Genomic DNA, 16,139 nt, shown 5'->3' on the forward strand with positions numbered 1-16,139 from the left:
CAGAGAGGGTCAGCCGAACGGTGTCACCATGGTGGTGGCCTCCCGCAGACCGTCGGGGAAGGGCGGCATGCGGCAGAGCCCACTCCAGAAGCCTCGGGCTCGCTCAGGAACAGGTTCCTCCGGATGCACTGTGGAGGACGGCCCGGGTGCCTGTTGGCCACCGGGCCGTCCGTCAGCTCGAAAGGTCGGCCGTACAAAGTCAGAACGCGTACACCGGGTTGCCGTTCAGGGTCGCGGACATCATGCACGCGTTGGAGAAGGTGTGCTTCCAGGCGACGCGCCTGCCGTGCAGTACGCCGTCCGCGGTGATCGTGACGGGGTCGAAGTACTTGGGGCATGCCCGCGACGTATTCGGTGTCGCCAGCAGGCGGTTGAGTTCTCCGTCGGTGGCGTTGAGGGCGTCGCACGCGGCCCTCGGGGCGGGGTGAGTGCCCTCGGCGGTGTAGGCGCAGCTGAGGGTCGACGCGCGCATGACGGTGTCCGTGGGTGCGCCGGAACCCTGGGTGACGGTGAAGACCATCGCGGACGGGCTGTGCAAACTGGCGGGTTGAGCATCCGCGAGTCCCGTGGTGCCTGCAAGACAGAGGAGGCTGAGGGCGGATACTGCGACGATGTGGTGACGCATGACAAGTTTCGCCTTCGATTCTGGGATGACTGCGATTCAGGGCCTGCGATCTGGTGCTCCACTGGAGATGAGCCTGGCAGGTCCGAAGGAGGGTCGCCAACCGGCGGTCGATTTACGGACAGATGATGTGAATGGCGGATCATAGGTCGGAGTTCGCTCCAGCTGGCGCGGTACATCCCAGGCTCCCGAGCGGCTCGGGGTGGGGTGCTGCCCCGCCGCGCCGTGTTCCTCCCTGGTGACGGCGGTGCGCGGTTCGCCGAATCGCCTTGCAGGGTGATGGGATGAATGCGGTCAACCCAGGTGTCAGGCGCGGAGCTCCTGACTGAATCCGGTCCGGCGCCGCTCGGCGGGAACGTGGCCGGTGTCGATGAAGAGGAAGGACCTCCCGGCCGTAGGACGTCGTCGTAGATCCGGGCCCGGACACCGGGCTCGCCGGGATCCCGGTACACCGGGCCGATTCCCGGCGTCGCCCAGCGCTCCTCAGCGCGGCCATGACGGCGCGGACGGTCTCCTCATCTCCGCCGGTACTGTCCAGCACCACCAGGCCGGACTCCGCGATGTGCTGCTCATCGATCGGCTTCATGACCGCTGCGACGGCGGTGGAAGCGCGGCGGTTCGCCGGAGACCCCGGCTCCACCCGCACGGGGGAGTGGAATCTGGTTCCGGCCGCGGGCACTGCCGGGCCGGACGCTCTCGCGCTGTCGGGGCGCGGCCCCCGTCGCGGCCCTGGTGGCCAGGGCCGCACCCCGTACGGCCGAACGTACCCCGTGGCCGAGGACACAGGTGGTGCTGTCCGGGAATGGCCGCGATCTGCTTCATGGCCGTGCGTCACCGTTCGTGCGGCCAGGTGCCGGTGGGGAGGGCGGGGAAGAGGGTGGGCGCATGTCCGCCAGGCTGATCGTCTACCCGCCCGACGAGCAGGGCTGGCGCAGGGTGCGCTACGACGGCGTCGCCACCGGAGTCGCGCACAGACCGGCGGACATCCGGGTCTTCCTCGCCGACGCCGGGCTGGAGAACGCCGAGGACGTAGACCTCACCGACCCTTACTTCGTGGAATGGCGAGGCGCCGGCCCCGCGGCGTGGGACCCCTCCCCTAGAAGCACCCCCACACCGGCGGAAATGCTGCTCCGTGCCGAGCGGTGACGTCCAGTGGCGTGGCTGGATGCGGGCAGCCAGCCATCGGCGAAGTCGGATCGCTCCCGTGCGCGCTGTGCCTTCTCCTCGAGGAGTCGGCGGAAGCCTGCCAGGGCGTAGCGCTCCCCGGTGCCCGCTCTGGGCCCGGGGGTGCCGGCCACGGTGGCCATGCACTGCTGGGGTTGGGGCTGCCAGCCGGTGACCAGCACCCGTAGGCGCATACGCTCGGCGCGTCGGTGCAGGCTCAGGAGGTGGAGCAGGCCGTCGACGTCCATGGCCGCAACAGCGTGCAGGTCCACCAGGAGATCGCGCTCGTCCGTGGTCACGTGGTCCAGGGCGCGCTGGAGCACTTCTCCCGCACCCTCGTCGAGCTCCCCGGTGGCGCTGATCAGAATCGAGCTGCCACAGTGCCGGACGTCCAGGTTGATCAATGTTCTGCTCCCGTCACCCGAAGGCTCCGGACCTACGGGACCCATCCTGGCCCGGTACGGCACAGGGCCGCTGTGCGGCGCGCTGAGGCGCGCGTAGAGGCCGGGACCGGGGTTGCACCGGGAGGAGGCCGGACCGTTGCTTGGAGGGATTGGTGGGCAAGCCCACTGGGGAGAAAGACACCTCTCATCCGTTGGTAATGAGAGGCTCTGGATCTCTGATGGGCCCGGGCGGCGTTGTTCATCCGAGGGCAGGACGTGTGTGGTCCGGTCGGTGCCGTGGTGACCCCTACGACACCTCCGACCGTGCGAGGTCTTTGAAAAGACTGGTGGCGCTGGGCGCCGGCCGGTCCTCGCACGTTCTGCCCCCACGGGCCCGCCTGGTTCGGGATCCTCGTTGGATGAGCTGCCGCACGGTGACGCGTTTCTCCTCACGAGCTTCGAGCTCTGGACACGGCGTGCGCCGGTGCGGTCTGACGGTGCCGCGCACGGCTGATGAGATGGCGGGCCTTGGAGCCCTGGAATCAGTGCGCCGTGCGGCCCCGCGTGCTCGCCCTCGAGAACAGCACCGGAGAAGGGGCGGGATCCATGGACGTGTTCTGCGGAATCGACTGGGCGGAGGGACACCACGACGTCGCGCTCGTCGACGACACCGGCAAGCTGCTGGCCAAATGCCGGATCAACGACGACCTGGACGGCTACCAGCTGCTGCTGGACCTCTTGGCCGACCACGGCGACACTGCCGAGACGCCGATCCCGGTGGCCGTCGAGACCAGCCGCGGCCTGCTGGTCGCCACGCTGCGGCAGGACCTCCGGAAGATCTACGCGGTCAACCCGATGGCTGCCTCCCGCTACCGCGAACGGTACGGAGTCAGCCGCAAGAAGTCCGACCCGGGCGACGCCCTGGTGCTGGCGAACATCATCCGCACCGATGCGCCGGTGCACCGCCCGCTGGCCGCCGACACAAACGGATCAACGAGACCCTCGCTTCATGCGCCCGAAGACTTCGGACTTACTCGTCTAGGGGCCACAGGAGCGACGCCCGTTCCCATGAGACCCAAGTCCCGACGATCGCTGCCCCATCGACCCGGCCTCCGGGTGAGCGCTGTCCAGCCCACACGATGAGGCGATACCGCAAGGTGCGACCATCGTCGGATGCGAGGGATTGATGAGCTGGTCAATGTGGACGATCCGGCGTGGCCGGAGCTTCAGGGGATTCTCAGGGCGAGCCCCGTGCCGGTTCGAGTGCTGCCCGGAGACGTCAATGAGGGCCGCCGATGCCTCCTGCAGATGCAGGTGACCGGGCGATCGGTGCTGGGTGCACTGGCGTTGCACACGGGCGGATTGCTCGTGGACAACGGGTGGGTGCGCGTGTTCGGCGGGGGTTCGGGTTCGGTTGCGGATGGGCGACTCCCGAGTCTGGCGCAGGTCAACCGCTTCCCCACGGACTTCGACGCTGGCTGGCATCCCGCGACAGGTCTTGTCGTCGGCCACGACATTGTCGGAGGAGTCTTCGCGTTGAACGGTGGCGATCCCGCGGCCGTCGGCCGCCCTGGGGCACCTGGCCAGATGACGTACTTCGCTCCCGACTGTCTGGAGTGGGAGGCGATGGAGATGGGCCATTCCGGGTGGGTCTCCTGGCTGCTCTCGGGCAGGCTGGAGACGTTCTATGACGGAATGCGCTGGCCCGGCTGGCATGAGGAGGCCGCAGCCATGGCTGTCGGGCAGGGGCTATCCGTGTATCCGTTCCTGTGGTCCGAGGAAGCTCACGCCGATCTCGCGGCCACGAGCCGGCGGCCTGTGCCGATGCGTGAGGTGCTAGGAGTCGCAGCGGACTTCGCCCGGCAGATGGGGCCGTCCGATCCTGGGTTCCTGGGCGACGTGTGACTGGCTTTGCTGTCGGTCCTGGAGTGTGAGCGAAGGACCGGAGCCGGGCGACTGGGCCGAGGTTCTGCGGGCGCGATGGGACGGCGACACCCACGGGTTTGACGCGTTAACAGCATGAGGTGTCTTTCCTCGCGATAGCCGAGGGAAGAGGTCTGCTTCGATCCTGGTGGTCGGCGGCGGTGCGGGGGGTACATGTACTGACCGTGCCTCTTAACCTCGGCAGCCAGCCTCGGTCCAGGTCGCGACGAGGTCACGGCAGACGACGGCGAGTGAGCCGTTCCAGAACGAGATCTCGTGGCTGCAGCCGTTCTGGTGGGGCAGGACCTCGTCGAGGATTACGGTCCCTAGGTTTACCCAATCGTTGCCCTCGGTGCCTCCGGCATTGAAGCTGGAGACACCTGTGTAGCGGATGACCAGGTCTTCGTCGTGCTTCCAGCAGTTGTGCCGAAACTGGATCTCCAACTGCTGGTCGTCAGATCCGACACCCTGGACATGCTGGAGTTCCAGGTCCTTCACACACCGCTTGCTGGAGAAGTCGTAGTGCTCCGGGGCAGTCGCGAAGTCCCGGGCCCCGACCGGCAGATCGTCAGCCAGGGAGGGCAGATGCTCCAGGTATCGAGCAGGGGAAACGATGCCTGACAGGTTGCCGACCTGCGCATCCAGGTTGATGTACTCCATCGTCCTTCATTCCCGCTCGTGGCTCCGTTGGCCGACGAATCGTCGCACCATCTCCAGGCTGTCCGCACCGGGTTCCAGCCGGATCGCGTCCAGCAAGGCGGTCCATGAGGTCCGGCCCGTCTCCAGCGCGGCGACGAGCGCCGGAAGTCCGTCTGCCGAGCGGCACCGCCGCAGCGGAGGGCGCAACTGACGTCCAGGTGGTCCCGTTCCGGCTGTAGGGCCAGGGCCCGGGCCCGACGCAATTCGCCGGACGGGAACGCCAGTCAGTACGAGCATGACGACGGGACCCCACGTCACCCCTGATGCCCGGATCACGCGTGCCGGGACGCCTGGCGGTCCGCCTCACCGGCCACCTCGACCACACCGTGTCCGTCACCTGCAGCACTGCTGCGGTGCCTGTCGTGTGGTCTGCCCGAACCGGAAATCCGGGCAGACCGTACCCTCTACGCGGCGGACTGCGGCTCAGCAGCCGCCGCAGTTGTAGAACGTCACGTCCCAGTGGTTGCCCTCGTCGGCGTAGATGTTGCCGGCGCCGGACTTCCATTGCGGGGCGCCGTCACCGCGCACCCCGACGTAGGTGAACGTGTTCTTGATGTAGTTCCCGACGCACGTGTACTTGCTGAAGTCGAGCTTGTAGCCGTTCCAGTGGGAGTAGGTGCCGCCGGCGTGGCCGGTCTCGGTGCCGCCGGTGATGTTCAGCGAGCAGCCGCTGGCGCTCTTGAGGGTCTGCGCGCCCTTCGCCGTGGCGAGGTTGAGCTGCTCGAAGGACGTACAGGTCGGGTTGTTGCGGTCCGAGCAGCCACCTGACGAGGACCAGGTGATCCCGGAGCCGCGGAACATCGAGGTCGCGGTGGCGTGGCTGATCTTGGTGGCCGCTTGGGCCTCGCCGGCGCCGATGCCGGGGGCGAAGAGCGCGCCGAGGACGAGGGCGAGGGCGGTGAGGACTGAGCGGAGTGTGTTTCCCCGGGCGCGGCTCGGGGCGGTGTCGCCGGCCCGGGGACCGGTGTGTACGTGGGGGGACTTCATGAGCTTTCTTTCCTCCTGGTGCGGATCGCGGGGGTGCGGAGCGGTGGGCCAGCGGGTCTACCCGCGTCAACTCCGGGGCGCGGAAGGCCCCGGGGTGTGGCCCGGGGGAAGATCACACGGCGGAGCGGAAGGCCGGCAGGTATCCGCCGGAGTGGCCCGCGGCCGTGGGGTGGTAGCTGTTGGAGACGGGCACCGAGACGCTGTGCAGCCAGGCGTTGCCCGAGCAGATCTCGTGGCCGGTGAACTCGTCCATGACGCTGGAGTAGGAGAATCCCGCGTTGGCGGCCTGCTTCGCGAGCATCCCGTTGAGAGCGTCGCTGCCCCGGTTGATCGCCGCGCGCTCGGTCTCGCTCAGACCGGCGACGCAATTGCCGTTCAGCTGGTAGAAGCGCGGGTAGCCGAGCACGACGACATGAGCCTGCGGCGCCTTGGTGCGGATGGTGCCGTAGAGGGACGACAGGCTTCCGGGCAGGGTGTTGTTGATCTGTGCGATGGCGTTGTTCACCGCGCTCACGCACGTCGCCTCGCTCTGCAGGACGCAGGTCTGCATGACGTTCGCGAACCCGACGTCGTTGCCGCCGGCGGTGACGCTGACGAGCGTGGTGGAACTGGTGAGCGGGGCCAGCTGGCCGCTCTTGACCGTACTGGTCGTCGCTCCCGAACAGGCGGTGAAGGAGAACGAGGCCGGGGCGTTGGCCGCCGCCCACAGGTACGGGTAGGCCTTGCTGCTGCGCTGGCAGCTGCCGCTGTCGGACAGGTAGCTTCCGGCGCCCACCCCTGAGGAGTAGGAGTCGCCGAGGGCGACGAAGCGCTCCCCGGCCGCCGGGGCGGCGGAAGCCTGCTGGGTCAGTCCCAGGGTCGCGGCCACCAGGGCCGCCAGGACGGGCAGGACCCGTCTCCATTTTGTCGCGTGCATGACAAGTCACTCCTTGGCGTGTTGTGAGGAACAGGAGTTGTTGAAGAGTCACACTTCTAGCAGTGAGGGACGCCCTTGCGATAGGCGTGTGAAACGCTTTGTTACCGGGCGCCCTGCCGAGGGTCGACGGCAACCCGTGCCCTCCAGGGGTAGATCCGCCCTCCGCGCTTCCGTGCTCTGGAGGTCACCGCAGCGGCCATCCTCGCCACGGCCGCCGTGGCCGGCTCCCTGCTCGGCGGTACCGGCCTCACCAGGGTGCTGGTCACCGTGGCGGTCTGGATGACGCTGTGGGCTGGGGTCGTGGCCTTCCGCCGGTTCGGGCATCGGTACGGAACGCACCCACCTGCCGCTCCATCACCCTCCTGTTCGCGGCGGCAGCCGGGGCGGTGGGATGGCTGCTCTGGCTGCGCAAGCCCACACCCCGGCGCCCTGACCGGGTCTGGCCTCCTGGCCCGCGGGTGGGCCGATCCGTCGAGCGGTGAGATCGACTATGTGCCTGCAAGATCACTGACCTGTAGTCGACAGCCGGTCGGAGAGCGCGGTGAGCAGCTCGCGCTCGCGGGCCGTGCTCAGGCCGGCCCGCCGGGAACGGTCCAGCCCCTCGGCGCGCTCCCACCGCAAGAGGGCCTCCAGCATCTCCACGCGCGGGCGGTGGCGCAGCCCCGCCGCGCCCGCGGCGGCCCCGCTGCGCGCGGAGAACCCCGCCCACTGCGGATCCGTCATCCACATGGCCAGCGACTCGGGACCCATGAACTGCCCCACCCCCTGGTCGAGGAGCCACTGCGGGTCCGCCGTCGCCACCGGGCCGTCGTGGCCGCCCACGCGGCGCGACAGGTCGACCCACTCGTCGAAGGGGACGACCGGCCCGACGGCGTCGAAGGTCCCGGTGGATCCCCGCTGCGCGAGGTCCAGGAGCCAGCCGGCGAGGTCGCGCACGTCGACCGCCTGGGTCGGCAGCCCGGGGGAGCGGGGTACGAGCATGGGCTGGTCCACCTCGCGGGCGGAGCGGGCCACCCAGTAGCCCGAACGCCCGCTGTGGTCGCCGGGTCCGCCGATCAGGCCGGCCCGGGCGACGACGAGCCGGTCGCCCACCGCCGCGCGCGAAGCCGCTTCGCAGGCGACCTTCGCCTCCCCGTACTCGTCGCGCTCGACGTACTGCCCCTCGGCCGGCGCCAGCAGCGCGGCCGACTCGTCGGCGCCGACCGTGCCGTGGTCGGCGTAGGCGCTGACGGAAGAGACGTAGGTCCAGTGCCGGGCCCGCCCCGCCAGGGCGCGGAGCGCGCCGCGGACGAAGGCCGGCTGCCACGACACCTCGATCACGGCGTCCCAGTCGCGGTCGAGCAGGGCGGCATAGGCGGAGTCCTGCTTCCGGTCCGCCGCGACCAGCCGGGCGCCGGGGGCGACGGCCCCGCTCTCGCCGCGCGCCAGGCACGTCACCTCGTGCCCGCGCCCCAGCGCCTGCCGCGTGATCTCACGGCCCAACCACGCGGTCCCGCCCAGCATCAGAAGATCCATTCACCCACTTCACCACACCGGGAGCGCCTCACGGGCCGGGGTTCGCGCTCGGCGAAGGAGGGAGCGCGCGGCACGGATCCGGCCAGGCCGGTCCGGCGCCGTTGACCGCGTGGAAGGGGCATGTAAATCTCAACGCGCGATCCTGGCAACGGATTTCCGGCACTGCGGGAGGGGCGGACATGGCGGTACGTTCACTCGGGCTCTCGGCGGTCGCGCTGGTCGCGGCGGGGGCGCTGCTGGGGGTCGGCGCAGCCGTGCCGGCGCAGGCGGCGGGAGCCGCCGCCCATCCGGTCACGGCGGCCGTCCCCGTCATCGCGAGCGATCCGACCCCCGAGGAACAGGAGCGGCTGCGGGAGATCGCCGCCTCCGTCTGGACCCCGGAGCTGGCCGCGGGCTGGAACATGAACGCCGAAGTGGCGGACGTCCTGTCGGAGGTGACCGGCGGCATCCTGAAGTGCTCCGAGGCCTTCGCCCTGGTCCCCAGGCCCCCGGGCTTCGTACCGGGGCTCGGCTACCTCCGCCAGTACTGGAAGCAGATCAGGGACTACTTCCTGGTGGTCAGGGACAACCGCACCTACCGCGCCTGCGTGGTGTCCGCGGCCGCCCACTACCGGTCGATCATCGAGATGGCCTCGGCAGGGATCTGAGGTCAGGCCGGCACGGGAGCGGGGCCGTCCCCGAGGGCGGCGGCGAGCAGATCGAAGACGTGCGCCGCCTCCGGCGCCAGGGTGGCGGTGATCCGGTCGTTCGGGTGCCCCGTCAGGGTGAGCTCCTGGATGCGCCGGAACAGCAGGCGATGCGCTGCGGCGAGGAGGGCGGCCGCGGCCCGGGGGGCGATGTTCGGGGCCGTGCCGGGGGCCGGGACGGCCAGGGCATCGGCGAGGGCCTCCTCGCGCTGCTCGTGGAGTTCGCGCAGCCGGGCGGTGAGCGTGGGACTCTCCGCGATCATGCGGGCGAATTCGGGCCCGGCGAAGCCGGCGACGGGGTCGTGGCCTTCGAGTGCCGTGTGGAACTCCCGCCGCAGCGCCGCCACGACGGACTCGCCCTCGGCGCGCCCCGTGACGGCGCGGGCCAGGCTCCGTGTGAACTCCTCGTGGTGGTCGAGGGCCATGTCCTCCTTGCGCGCGAAGTAGTTGGTGACCGTCTTCTTGGCGACGCGCGCCGCCGTGGCGATCTCGGCGATGGTCGTCGGCTCGAAGCCCTGCTCGATGAAGAGCCGGGTGGCGTGGTCGGAGATCAGCTGTCGTGTCTCCTGCTTCTTGGACTCTCGGAGCCCCATCTCGGTACCCATGCAGGAATCTTACACCCGTCGTAAAAATACCCTTGACCGAGCGAACTGCTTCTGTCTAAAGTTGCGTCCGTCGTAAAAATCGCCTGGATAGAAGATCGCTCTCGAGGAGCCGCCGTGAACGTCACCACCTCCACCCTCTCCCTGACCGTCGCCGACGTGGACGCGTCCCGCGACTTCCTCTGCACGCACCTCGGCTATCAAGTGGCCATGGCCGCCGACGGCTTCGCCTCCCTGACCCGCGGCGACGCCGCCCTGGACATCGTCCTGCTCCGCCTGGGCACCGAGGTCCTCCCGGCAGACCAGCGCGACAGGCCGGCGGGCGGCCTGATCCTCGCGCTCACGGTCGCCGACATCGAGGCCGAGGAGGCGCGGCTGCGGGGTGCGGGCGCGCCCATCACCATGCAGCTGCGCGAAGAGCCCTGGGGCGAGCGCCTCTTCCAGATGACCGACCCCAATGGGGTCGTCGTCCAGCTCGTCGCGTGGAACACCGAAACCCCCGCCGACCCCGCGCAATGAGCGGTCGCGGCGTCAGGGCGTCACGGTGTCAGGGCGTCACCGTGTCAGGGCCGTGCGCCCCGGCCCGCCAGACGTCGCGCCGCATGCAGGCGCGGGGCCACCGGTCCAGGCCGTGTTCCGACTCGCGGGCGCGGATCCCCCGCAGGCCGGGGGTGAGCCCGCCTTCGTCCAGCAGCCGGAAGCCGCAGCGCGCGTAGTACGGGGCGTTCCACGGCACTTCGGTGAAGGTGGTGAGGGTCAGGGCGGGCACCCCCTCGCGCGCCGCCAGGCCGGCCAGGTGCTCCAGCAGGGACCGGCCGATGCCGCGGCGCGCACGGTCCGGATGGACGGACACCTGCTCGACGTGGAGGTTGCCGTCGACGCGATCGGCGATCAGGTACGCGACCGGGACGCCAGGACCGGCACCGGGGCCGGCATCAGGGCCGTCGACCGCGACCCAGGCCATTGCGGCCCGCTGGTAGCGGCCGAGCTCGCCGAGCGTCAGCGGCTCGTCGTCGGCGATCTCCGGCATCCCGATGTCCCGGAAGCAGATCCCGGCGGCCCTCTCGATGTTCTGGAGGGCGGCCAGTTCGTCCATGTGTGCTGCGCGAATGGGCATGGGCGCATTGTCGGGGGGAGGGCCGTCCGGGGGCACCTGGGTATCGCCGCCCCGACGCGGCCATAACCGGTCGGCCCGGCCGGGAGGTTGTTGTGCTCCGTACGAGTTCTCTTGGGGTGCCCGTTCGGCCCCAGAGCCGAGTCCATGATCATCCTTTCGGCTCTCCATCGCTTTGATACGGCTATGCCACGAATGCGACGGACACAACCGACCAGGGCGTGGGGTGCCGTTGCTGCGGTGACGGGGGCCATGCTGGTCGTCGCCGCAGCTCCGGGCCGGGCGCCCGATGCGGACACGACGGAGCGGACCCTCGCCGGTCCGCCGCGGGAGGCGGCGGTCACGCTGCTGGTCGGGAGAGTGCTGGAGGAGGGCCACGAGGCCGGCGGAGGGCGGTGCGCGGTCCGCATGTTCCGGCCCGGACTGTGCAGCGGCTGGCAGGAGCAGCGGGTGCTCGCCACCGCCCGCGGGGTGGGGTCCGTACTGAAGGAGCCCGCCCTGTACGAGGGCGACGCGGCGCGCGCCGCCCGGGAGCAGGTGCTCCCCACGGACGCCGGCGGGCCACTGGAGATCACCCTCGCCGACTCCGGCCGCCTCACGGACGTGACCGTGCGGGACGGACACGGCCGCCATCTGGCCGGTGAGCTCGGCCCGCACAGCGAGCGCTGGCAGAACACCGAGCCGCTGCGGGCGGGGGAGACGTACACGGTGCAGGTCGGCGCCCAGGACGCGGTCGGCACCCCGGTCGGCGTGACCATGGCCTTCCGGACCGCGCCGCCCGCGGACGGCGGCAGGCTGACGGCCGAGTTCGGGCCCGGCCCCGGCACGTACGGGGCCGGGGAGATCGTGACGGCCTCCCTCAGCCGGCCGGTCCCCGCCGACGACCTCCCGGCCCGCGCCCGCTTGGAGCAGGCGCTGCAGGTGACCTCGGAGCCCCACGTCGAGGGGGCCTGGCACTGGGTCGACGACTCGACCCTGCACTACCGGCCGCGTACGTACTGGCCCGCGCACACCGTGGTCCGCGTGCGCAGCGGTCTCGACGGGGTCGAGCTCGGGGACCACGACTACGGAGGCCCCTCCGACGACGTGCAGTTCACCATCGCGGACCGGATCGAGGCCGTCACCGACTCCGCGACCCACCGGATGACCGTACGCCGCAACGGACGGATCATCAGGACGATCCCCGTGACCACCGGCAAGGCTGGCTTCCGGACCCGCAGCGGAATCAAGGTCGTCCTGCGCAAGGAGCCCAAGGTCCGGATGCGCGGAGACACCGTCGGCATCCAGCGCGGCACCAAGGAGTTCTACGACCTGCCCGTCCTCTACGCGACGCGCGTGACCTGGAGCGGCGAGTACATCCACGCCGCGCCCTGGTCGGTCGAGGCGCAGGGCGAGGAGAACGTCAGCCACGGCTGCACGGGCATGAGCACCGAGGACGCCGCCTGGTTCTTCGACACGGTCCGCGAAGGCGACATCGTGGAGGTGGTCAACAGCGGCGGAGCGAAGATGGCCCCCTTCGACAACGGCTTCGGCGACTGGAACATGGACTGGCGGACCTGGCTGGCGGGCAGCGCCCTCGCGGACGCGGAGGGAAATCCGCACGGTTCACCCCCCTCCCCGTCCCGGCTCCACCCGACCACCTGACGCCCCGCCACCGGGTCCCCGGCCTGCCCTACGATCACCACATGATCAAAGGAGTGATGTTCGACTTCTCCGGCACGCTGCTGCGCATCGAGTCGACCAGGGAGTGGCTCGCCGCCGCCCTCGCGACGACGGGCGTGTCCCTGGACGAGGGGGAGTTCGACGAGACGGTGCGGCGGCTGACGGAGTACGGAGCCCTGCCGGGAGGGCCGTCGCCCCGGCAGGTGCCCGCACACCTCGAAACCCTCTGGCGCGAGCGGGACATGAGCGCCGATCAGCACCGGGCCGCCTACGGAGGGCTGGCCCGGGCTGCCGGTCTGCCGGCGCCGGAGCTGCTGACGGCCCTCTACGACCGCCACATGAGCCCCGCCGCCTGGCGGCCCTACCCGGACACCGGAGCGACGCTGCGCGACCTGCGGCGGCGTGGGCTGCCGGTGGCCGTGGTCAGCAACATCGGCTGGGACCTCCGGCCGGTCTTCCGCGCGCACGGGCTGCACGAGCTGGTCGACACCTACGTGCTCTCCTTCGAGCTCGGCACGCAGAAGCCCGACCCGGAGATCTTCCGGGTCGCCTGCGGCCGGCTCGGACTGGCGCCCGCCGACGTCCTCATGGTCGGCGACGACCGCCACGCGGACGGGGGCGCGCGGGCGCTCGGCTGCCCGGTGCACTTCGTGGACCACCTGCCGGTCGACCAGCGCCCCGCCGGACTGGAGCCGGTCCTCGGCCTGCTCGATTCGCCGTAGCCGACGGGGGCGGGGGGCCTGCCTCAGGCCGCGTCGTCGTCCGCGTTACCCGGGCGGGTGCGCGAGCCCGGCCGCGTCCAGCGCGTCCGAGACGGCCGGCCGCGAGCCGGGGGCGGCCGCGTCCGCGGGCCTGACGGTGAAGCACCTGGGCGAGCACGTCGCAGCCGGGTTCGACCCGCGCGGCTTCCTGCCCCCGGCAGGGACGGCCTGTACCGGCTCCCGTTCGGGGGAGTCCCACCTCCCCGTCCTGTACTCGCCGCGCGCCGTGTCACCGCTCCCGCACTCCTGCTGGTACTCGCCTCTGGCGGGATGGAACCAGCCCCGGGGGTCCTCAACTGTGGGACTGGCTGTAGTGCCGGGCGAACTCCTCCAAGTAGCCTGCCTCACCGCGGTATTTGATCTCGTCGAAGTCCGGGGCGGCCTTGATCTGGTCCTTGGTCCGGTTGACGTAGACCTTCTTCTGGGCCGTGTCGATGCGCTGGATGGTGCCGGCCGGGAGGAGGACCTGCTTGCCGAAGATCCAGACGCCCGTGTCGACGACGAGATGGGAGGCGTCGACGGCATCGGAGTGTTTGTCGACCTTCCCGATGCTGCCGTCGGTCGCCTCGACCTTGAACCCGACGAGGTCGAGGCCCGGCTCGTGTCCCGATGCCGGGTCGTAGCCCCAGATCCCTTTCTCGGTCATGGCTCATCCCTCTCCGTACGAGGTGACCGTCCCCGGCGGGCACGTGTCACCGCCTCCCGGGCGCCTCCCCGGATCCGGCCGGCTCATGCACGGAACGCGGGCAACCCGGCCGTCCCTCCCAGGTGCGCCTCGGCTGAAGCTTTGAAGCTTTGCCTGCGGCAGGTGCACGGCGAGTAAGCGCGGGTAAACCCTTCATGACCCCCTTACGGCCCCCGTTTGCCTTCGGTTGAAGGGATGATTCCGCATGGTTCCTCGTATTCGTCGTTCCTCGGCCGGAAATCCCTCCGATGTCGCTGCGGGGAGAGCGTCCGGCGGTGGCCCTCTGGCGGGCGATCCGGATGTGGCGCGGGCCGTGGGGATGATCATGGCGTTGACGCCGTGCTCCGCCCGGGACGCCCGCGTCGTCCTCGCGGCGGCGGCCAAGGCCGCGCACGTCACGGCCGCCGAGCTGGCCGCGGCCATCGTCGCCGCGCCGCACGGCACGGCGCTGCCCGCCCACGTCGAACGGGCCTTGCGCCACGCGGTGGAATCAGCCCGCAGCCCGGTCCGTCCCGCGCCCGCACCGGCCCCGCCGGTGGCCATGCTCGCCAACCGCGCCCTGACCGAGAAGCTCCTCGCCCGGTTCCGGGCCTGTCAGGCGGCCCTGGCCGCGGAGCCCGGCAGCGAGGACGCGCGCCGCGAGATGGACGACGTGACGTACACGCTGTGCGTGCTGATGGGCCGACTCCGCGCGTACGACGCCGTCATGGCCGCCCAGGACCGCCTCGACCTGTCCGCGTAGCGCCGAAGTCGGCGGCCGTTTCCTGCGGGGCCGCACGGGTAGACGCCGTGACCGGGGAGACCCGGCAAGGCGGTGATCGGCATGGCGAGACCGGTCTGGACGGGAGTCCTGAGCTTCGGGCTGGTGAGCGTCCCCATCGGCATGTACACCGCGACGGACAGCCACACCATCCACTTCCACCAGCTGCAACGCGGCACCTCGGACCGGATCCGCAACCGGCGGGTGAACGAGCGCACCGGCAAGGAAGTGGAACTCGACGACATCGTGAAGGGCTACGACGCGGGCGAGGAATACGTCCTGGTCGAGCCCGCGGAACTGGACGACATCGCGCCGGGCCGCTCCAAGACCCTGGAGATCAGCGGGTTCGTGGACCTGGAGGAGATCGACCCGATCTTCTTCGACCGCACCTACTACCTCGGTCCCAAGGGCAAGGAGTACACCAAGGTCTATGCCCTGCTGGAGCAGGCCCTCGCCAAGAGCAACCGGGCCGGTGTCGCCACCTTCGTCATGCGCGCCCGCGAGTACCTCGTCGCCCTGAAGTCCGAGAACGGCATCCTGACCCTCCACACCCTCCACTGGGCCGACGAGATCCGCGACCCCCGGGAGGAGGTCCCCGACCTGCCCGCCGCCTCCGGAGCCAAGACCGGTGCGAAGGAGATGAGGATGGCGGAGCAGCTCATCACCGCCCTCGGTACGCACTGGGACCCCGAGGAGTTCCACGACACCTATCAGGAGAAGGTCGCCGCCCTGGTCGAGGCGAAGCGGGCGGGCGGGACGGTGGAGAAGGCCGAACCCGCGGCGGAGGCCACGAACGTGGTCGATCTGACGGAGGCCCTGCGCGCCAGCGTCGAACGGGCCCGCGGCAGCGGCACAACAGCGGGCCGGAGACAGGGGGCGGGGTCGGGCGGCAGGGGGAAGGCCCGTACGCGGAAGACCGCCCTGGAATCCCTGACCAAGGCGGAACTGTACGAGAAGGCCGCGACCGCCGCGATCCCCGGACGCTCCGGCATGACCCGCCACGAACTGCTGGAGGCCCTGGCCGGCACGGGCAAGGCGGCGTAGGGGTGCCGCATGGGCCGCGCCCCTCGGGGCAGGCGCCGACCAGTGGGTCCGGGCGACCGCCCGGACGACCTGGAATCGGAGGCAATCATGGGACACGGCGGAGACGTGGTGCGGGAACTGACCGTCGACCACGACGAGGTGAAGGAGTACTTCGGGCAACTGCGCACCGCCACCGACGGGAAACGCCGGCGCGAGCTGGCCGATCTGCTGACCATCGAGCTCGTCCGCCACTCGGTCGCGGAGGAGGAGTACCTCTATCCGGCCATCCGCGAGCACCTCGACGGCGGTGACCGGATCGCCGACAAGGAGATCGCGGACCATTCCCGGGCGGAGGAGTTGCTCAAGGAGCTGGAGCAACTGGATCCGGAAAGCGCCGAGTTCGGCAGCCGGATCGACGAACTGCGCACCGAGGTGCTCGCCCACATCAAGGACGAGGAGGAGAACCTCTTCCCGGCCCTGCGGCACAACTGCCGGCAGAGCGAACTGGACCACCTGGGCGACAGCATCCGCCGCGCGAAGAAGCTGGCGCCGACCTTCGCGGACGCCCCCTGATCAGGCCGGCTCGACGCGGACCGCGCAGACCTTGAACTCCGGCATCCGGGAGACCGGGTCGAGG

Annotated in this window: 18 protein-coding genes and 2 pseudogenes; 10 read left to right on the plus strand and 10 right to left on the minus strand. The window is 70.5% G+C overall.

From position 1 onward, the window contains the following. Positions 1 to 199: 199 nt before the first annotated feature. Both ACZ4VT_RS15305 and ACZ4VT_RS15310 read right to left on the minus strand, forming a co-directional pair. Positions 200 to 520: a subtilase-type protease inhibitor gene (locus ACZ4VT_RS15305; RefSeq protein ID WP_467949761.1), complete on the minus strand. Its 321-nt coding sequence runs from the start codon at positions 518 to 520 to the stop codon at positions 200 to 202. Between the two features lie 509 nt (positions 521 to 1,029). After that, a pseudogene (locus ACZ4VT_RS15310) lies at positions 1,030 to 1,092 on the minus strand (DUF6207 family protein); the annotation flags it as partial. A gap of 415 nt (positions 1,093 to 1,507) precedes the next feature. On the opposite strand from ACZ4VT_RS15310, the gene ACZ4VT_RS15315 reads away from it, so the two are divergent. After that, positions 1,508 to 1,768, plus strand: coding sequence for a hypothetical protein (locus ACZ4VT_RS15315; protein ID WP_467949764.1), 261 nt, complete (start codon positions 1,508 to 1,510; stop codon positions 1,766 to 1,768). On the opposite strand, the gene ACZ4VT_RS15320 is transcribed toward ACZ4VT_RS15315, so the two are convergent. After that, positions 1,669 to 2,235: an STAS domain-containing protein gene (locus ACZ4VT_RS15320; protein WP_467949766.1), complete on the minus strand. Its 567-nt coding sequence runs from the start codon at positions 2,233 to 2,235 to the stop codon at positions 1,669 to 1,671. The genes ACZ4VT_RS15315 and ACZ4VT_RS15320 overlap by 100 nt on opposite strands. Before the next feature lie 540 nt (positions 2,236 to 2,775). Between ACZ4VT_RS15320 and ACZ4VT_RS15325 the strand changes: the two are divergent. Continuing rightward, positions 2,776 to 3,153 (plus strand): annotated as a pseudogene (locus tag ACZ4VT_RS15325) (IS110 family transposase); the annotation flags it as partial. Between the two features lie 189 nt (positions 3,154 to 3,342). Further along, complete coding sequence (locus tag ACZ4VT_RS15330; RefSeq protein WP_467949770.1) at positions 3,343 to 4,074, plus strand: DUF2625 domain-containing protein; 732 nt, start codon at positions 3,343 to 3,345, stop codon at positions 4,072 to 4,074. 210 nt (positions 4,075 to 4,284) lie between these two features. Here the strand turns inward: ACZ4VT_RS15330 and ACZ4VT_RS15335 are convergent, their stop codons facing one another. From ACZ4VT_RS15335 to ACZ4VT_RS15350, 4 genes are all read right to left on the minus strand, one after another. Then, complete coding sequence (locus ACZ4VT_RS15335; protein WP_467949772.1) at positions 4,285 to 4,752, minus strand: hypothetical protein; 468 nt, start codon at positions 4,750 to 4,752, stop codon at positions 4,285 to 4,287. 462 nt (positions 4,753 to 5,214) lie between these two features. Beyond that, complete coding sequence (locus ACZ4VT_RS15340) at positions 5,215 to 5,778, minus strand: hypothetical protein (protein ID WP_467949774.1); 564 nt, start codon at positions 5,776 to 5,778, stop codon at positions 5,215 to 5,217. Between the two features lie 112 nt (positions 5,779 to 5,890). Next, positions 5,891 to 6,694: an SGNH/GDSL hydrolase family protein gene (locus ACZ4VT_RS15345; protein ID WP_467949776.1), complete on the minus strand. Its 804-nt coding sequence runs from the start codon at positions 6,692 to 6,694 to the stop codon at positions 5,891 to 5,893. A gap of 504 nt (positions 6,695 to 7,198) precedes the next feature. After that, positions 7,199 to 8,209, minus strand: coding sequence for an NAD-dependent epimerase/dehydratase family protein (locus tag ACZ4VT_RS15350; RefSeq protein ID WP_467949778.1), 1,011 nt, complete (start codon positions 8,207 to 8,209; stop codon positions 7,199 to 7,201). A gap of 179 nt (positions 8,210 to 8,388) precedes the next feature. Here ACZ4VT_RS15350 and ACZ4VT_RS15355 point away from each other — a divergent pair, with 179 nt between their 5' ends. Then, positions 8,389 to 8,856, plus strand: coding sequence for a hypothetical protein (locus ACZ4VT_RS15355; protein ID WP_467949780.1), 468 nt, complete (start codon positions 8,389 to 8,391; stop codon positions 8,854 to 8,856). 2 nt (positions 8,857 to 8,858) lie between these two features. Here ACZ4VT_RS15355 and ACZ4VT_RS15360 read toward each other — a convergent pair whose 3' ends face one another. Then, entirely contained in the window at positions 8,859 to 9,500 is a 642-nt protein-coding gene (locus tag ACZ4VT_RS15360) for a TetR/AcrR family transcriptional regulator (RefSeq protein ID WP_467949782.1), read from the minus strand. A gap of 114 nt (positions 9,501 to 9,614) precedes the next feature. On the opposite strand from ACZ4VT_RS15360, the gene ACZ4VT_RS15365 reads away from it, so the two are divergent. Next, the gene (locus ACZ4VT_RS15365) at positions 9,615 to 10,016 is read left to right on the plus strand and encodes a VOC family protein (RefSeq protein WP_467949784.1); all 402 of its coding nucleotides are present in this window, start codon (positions 9,615 to 9,617) and stop codon (positions 10,014 to 10,016) included. 28 nt (positions 10,017 to 10,044) lie between these two features. Here the strand turns inward: ACZ4VT_RS15365 and ACZ4VT_RS15370 are convergent, their stop codons facing one another. After that, positions 10,045 to 10,614, minus strand: coding sequence for a GNAT family N-acetyltransferase (locus tag ACZ4VT_RS15370; protein ID WP_467949785.1), 570 nt, complete (start codon positions 10,612 to 10,614; stop codon positions 10,045 to 10,047). Between the two features lie 237 nt (positions 10,615 to 10,851). Here ACZ4VT_RS15370 and ACZ4VT_RS15375 point away from each other — a divergent pair, with 237 nt between their 5' ends. Both ACZ4VT_RS15375 and ACZ4VT_RS15380 read left to right on the plus strand, forming a co-directional pair. After that, a complete protein-coding gene (locus tag ACZ4VT_RS15375; RefSeq protein ID WP_467949787.1) occupies positions 10,852 to 12,255 on the plus strand; it encodes a L,D-transpeptidase in 1,404 nt (467 codons plus the stop codon). 41 nt (positions 12,256 to 12,296) lie between these two features. Next, positions 12,297 to 12,995: an HAD family hydrolase gene (locus ACZ4VT_RS15380; RefSeq protein ID WP_467949789.1), complete on the plus strand. Its 699-nt coding sequence runs from the start codon at positions 12,297 to 12,299 to the stop codon at positions 12,993 to 12,995. A 331-nt stretch (positions 12,996 to 13,326) separates the two neighbouring features. On the opposite strand, the gene ACZ4VT_RS15385 is transcribed toward ACZ4VT_RS15380, so the two are convergent. Then, the gene (locus tag ACZ4VT_RS15385) at positions 13,327 to 13,680 is read right to left on the minus strand and encodes a PRC-barrel domain-containing protein (RefSeq protein ID WP_467949791.1); all 354 of its coding nucleotides are present in this window, start codon (positions 13,678 to 13,680) and stop codon (positions 13,327 to 13,329) included. A 364-nt stretch (positions 13,681 to 14,044) separates the two neighbouring features. Between ACZ4VT_RS15385 and ACZ4VT_RS15390 the strand changes: the two genes are divergently transcribed. From ACZ4VT_RS15390 to ACZ4VT_RS15400, 3 genes are all read left to right on the plus strand, one after another. After that, positions 14,045 to 14,461, plus strand: coding sequence for a DUF5133 domain-containing protein (locus ACZ4VT_RS15390; protein ID WP_467949792.1), 417 nt, complete (start codon positions 14,045 to 14,047; stop codon positions 14,459 to 14,461). 81 nt (positions 14,462 to 14,542) lie between these two features. Then, positions 14,543 to 15,523, plus strand: coding sequence for a non-homologous end joining protein Ku (gene ku / locus ACZ4VT_RS15395; protein ID WP_467949794.1), 981 nt, complete (start codon positions 14,543 to 14,545; stop codon positions 15,521 to 15,523). Between the two features lie 87 nt (positions 15,524 to 15,610). After that, positions 15,611 to 16,075, plus strand: coding sequence for a hemerythrin domain-containing protein (locus tag ACZ4VT_RS15400; protein WP_467949796.1), 465 nt, complete (start codon positions 15,611 to 15,613; stop codon positions 16,073 to 16,075). Positions 16,076 to 16,139 lie beyond the last annotated feature (64 nt).

Source organism: Streptomyces sp. NPDC029164 (assembly GCF_055563995.1).

Coding starts and splice junctions, on each gene's coding strand:
- ACZ4VT_RS15305 (WP_467949761.1), bottom strand. CDS start 520: ATGGTCTTCACCGTCACCCAGGGTTCCGGCGCACCCACGGACACCGTC.
- ACZ4VT_RS15315 (WP_467949764.1), top strand. CDS start 1,508: ATGTCCGCCAGGCTGATCGTCTACCCGCCCGACGAGCAGGGCTGGCGC.
- ACZ4VT_RS15320 (WP_467949766.1), bottom strand. CDS start 2,235: ATGGGTCCCGTAGGTCCGGAGCCTTCGGGTGACGGGAGCAGAACATTG.
- ACZ4VT_RS15330 (WP_467949770.1), top strand. CDS start 3,343: ATGCGAGGGATTGATGAGCTGGTCAATGTGGACGATCCGGCGTGGCCG.
- ACZ4VT_RS15335 (WP_467949772.1), bottom strand. CDS start 4,752: ATGGAGTACATCAACCTGGATGCGCAGGTCGGCAACCTGTCAGGCATC.
- ACZ4VT_RS15340 (WP_467949774.1), bottom strand. CDS start 5,778: ATGAAGTCCCCCCACGTACACACCGGTCCCCGGGCCGGCGACACCGCC.
- ACZ4VT_RS15345 (WP_467949776.1), bottom strand. CDS start 6,694: ATGCACGCGACAAAATGGAGACGGGTCCTGCCCGTCCTGGCGGCCCTG.
- ACZ4VT_RS15350 (WP_467949778.1), bottom strand. CDS start 8,209: ATGGATCTTCTGATGCTGGGCGGGACCGCGTGGTTGGGCCGTGAGATC.
- ACZ4VT_RS15355 (WP_467949780.1), top strand. CDS start 8,389: ATGGCGGTACGTTCACTCGGGCTCTCGGCGGTCGCGCTGGTCGCGGCG.
- ACZ4VT_RS15360 (WP_467949782.1), bottom strand. CDS start 9,500: ATGGGTACCGAGATGGGGCTCCGAGAGTCCAAGAAGCAGGAGACACGA.
- ACZ4VT_RS15370 (WP_467949785.1), bottom strand. CDS start 10,614: ATGCCCATTCGCGCAGCACACATGGACGAACTGGCCGCCCTCCAGAAC.
- ACZ4VT_RS15380 (WP_467949789.1), top strand. CDS start 12,297: ATGATCAAAGGAGTGATGTTCGACTTCTCCGGCACGCTGCTGCGCATC.
- ACZ4VT_RS15385 (WP_467949791.1), bottom strand. CDS start 13,680: ATGACCGAGAAAGGGATCTGGGGCTACGACCCGGCATCGGGACACGAG.
- ACZ4VT_RS15390 (WP_467949792.1), top strand. CDS start 14,045: ATGGCGTTGACGCCGTGCTCCGCCCGGGACGCCCGCGTCGTCCTCGCG.
- ku (WP_467949794.1), top strand. CDS start 14,543: ATGGCGAGACCGGTCTGGACGGGAGTCCTGAGCTTCGGGCTGGTGAGC.
- ACZ4VT_RS15400 (WP_467949796.1), top strand. CDS start 15,611: ATGGGACACGGCGGAGACGTGGTGCGGGAACTGACCGTCGACCACGAC.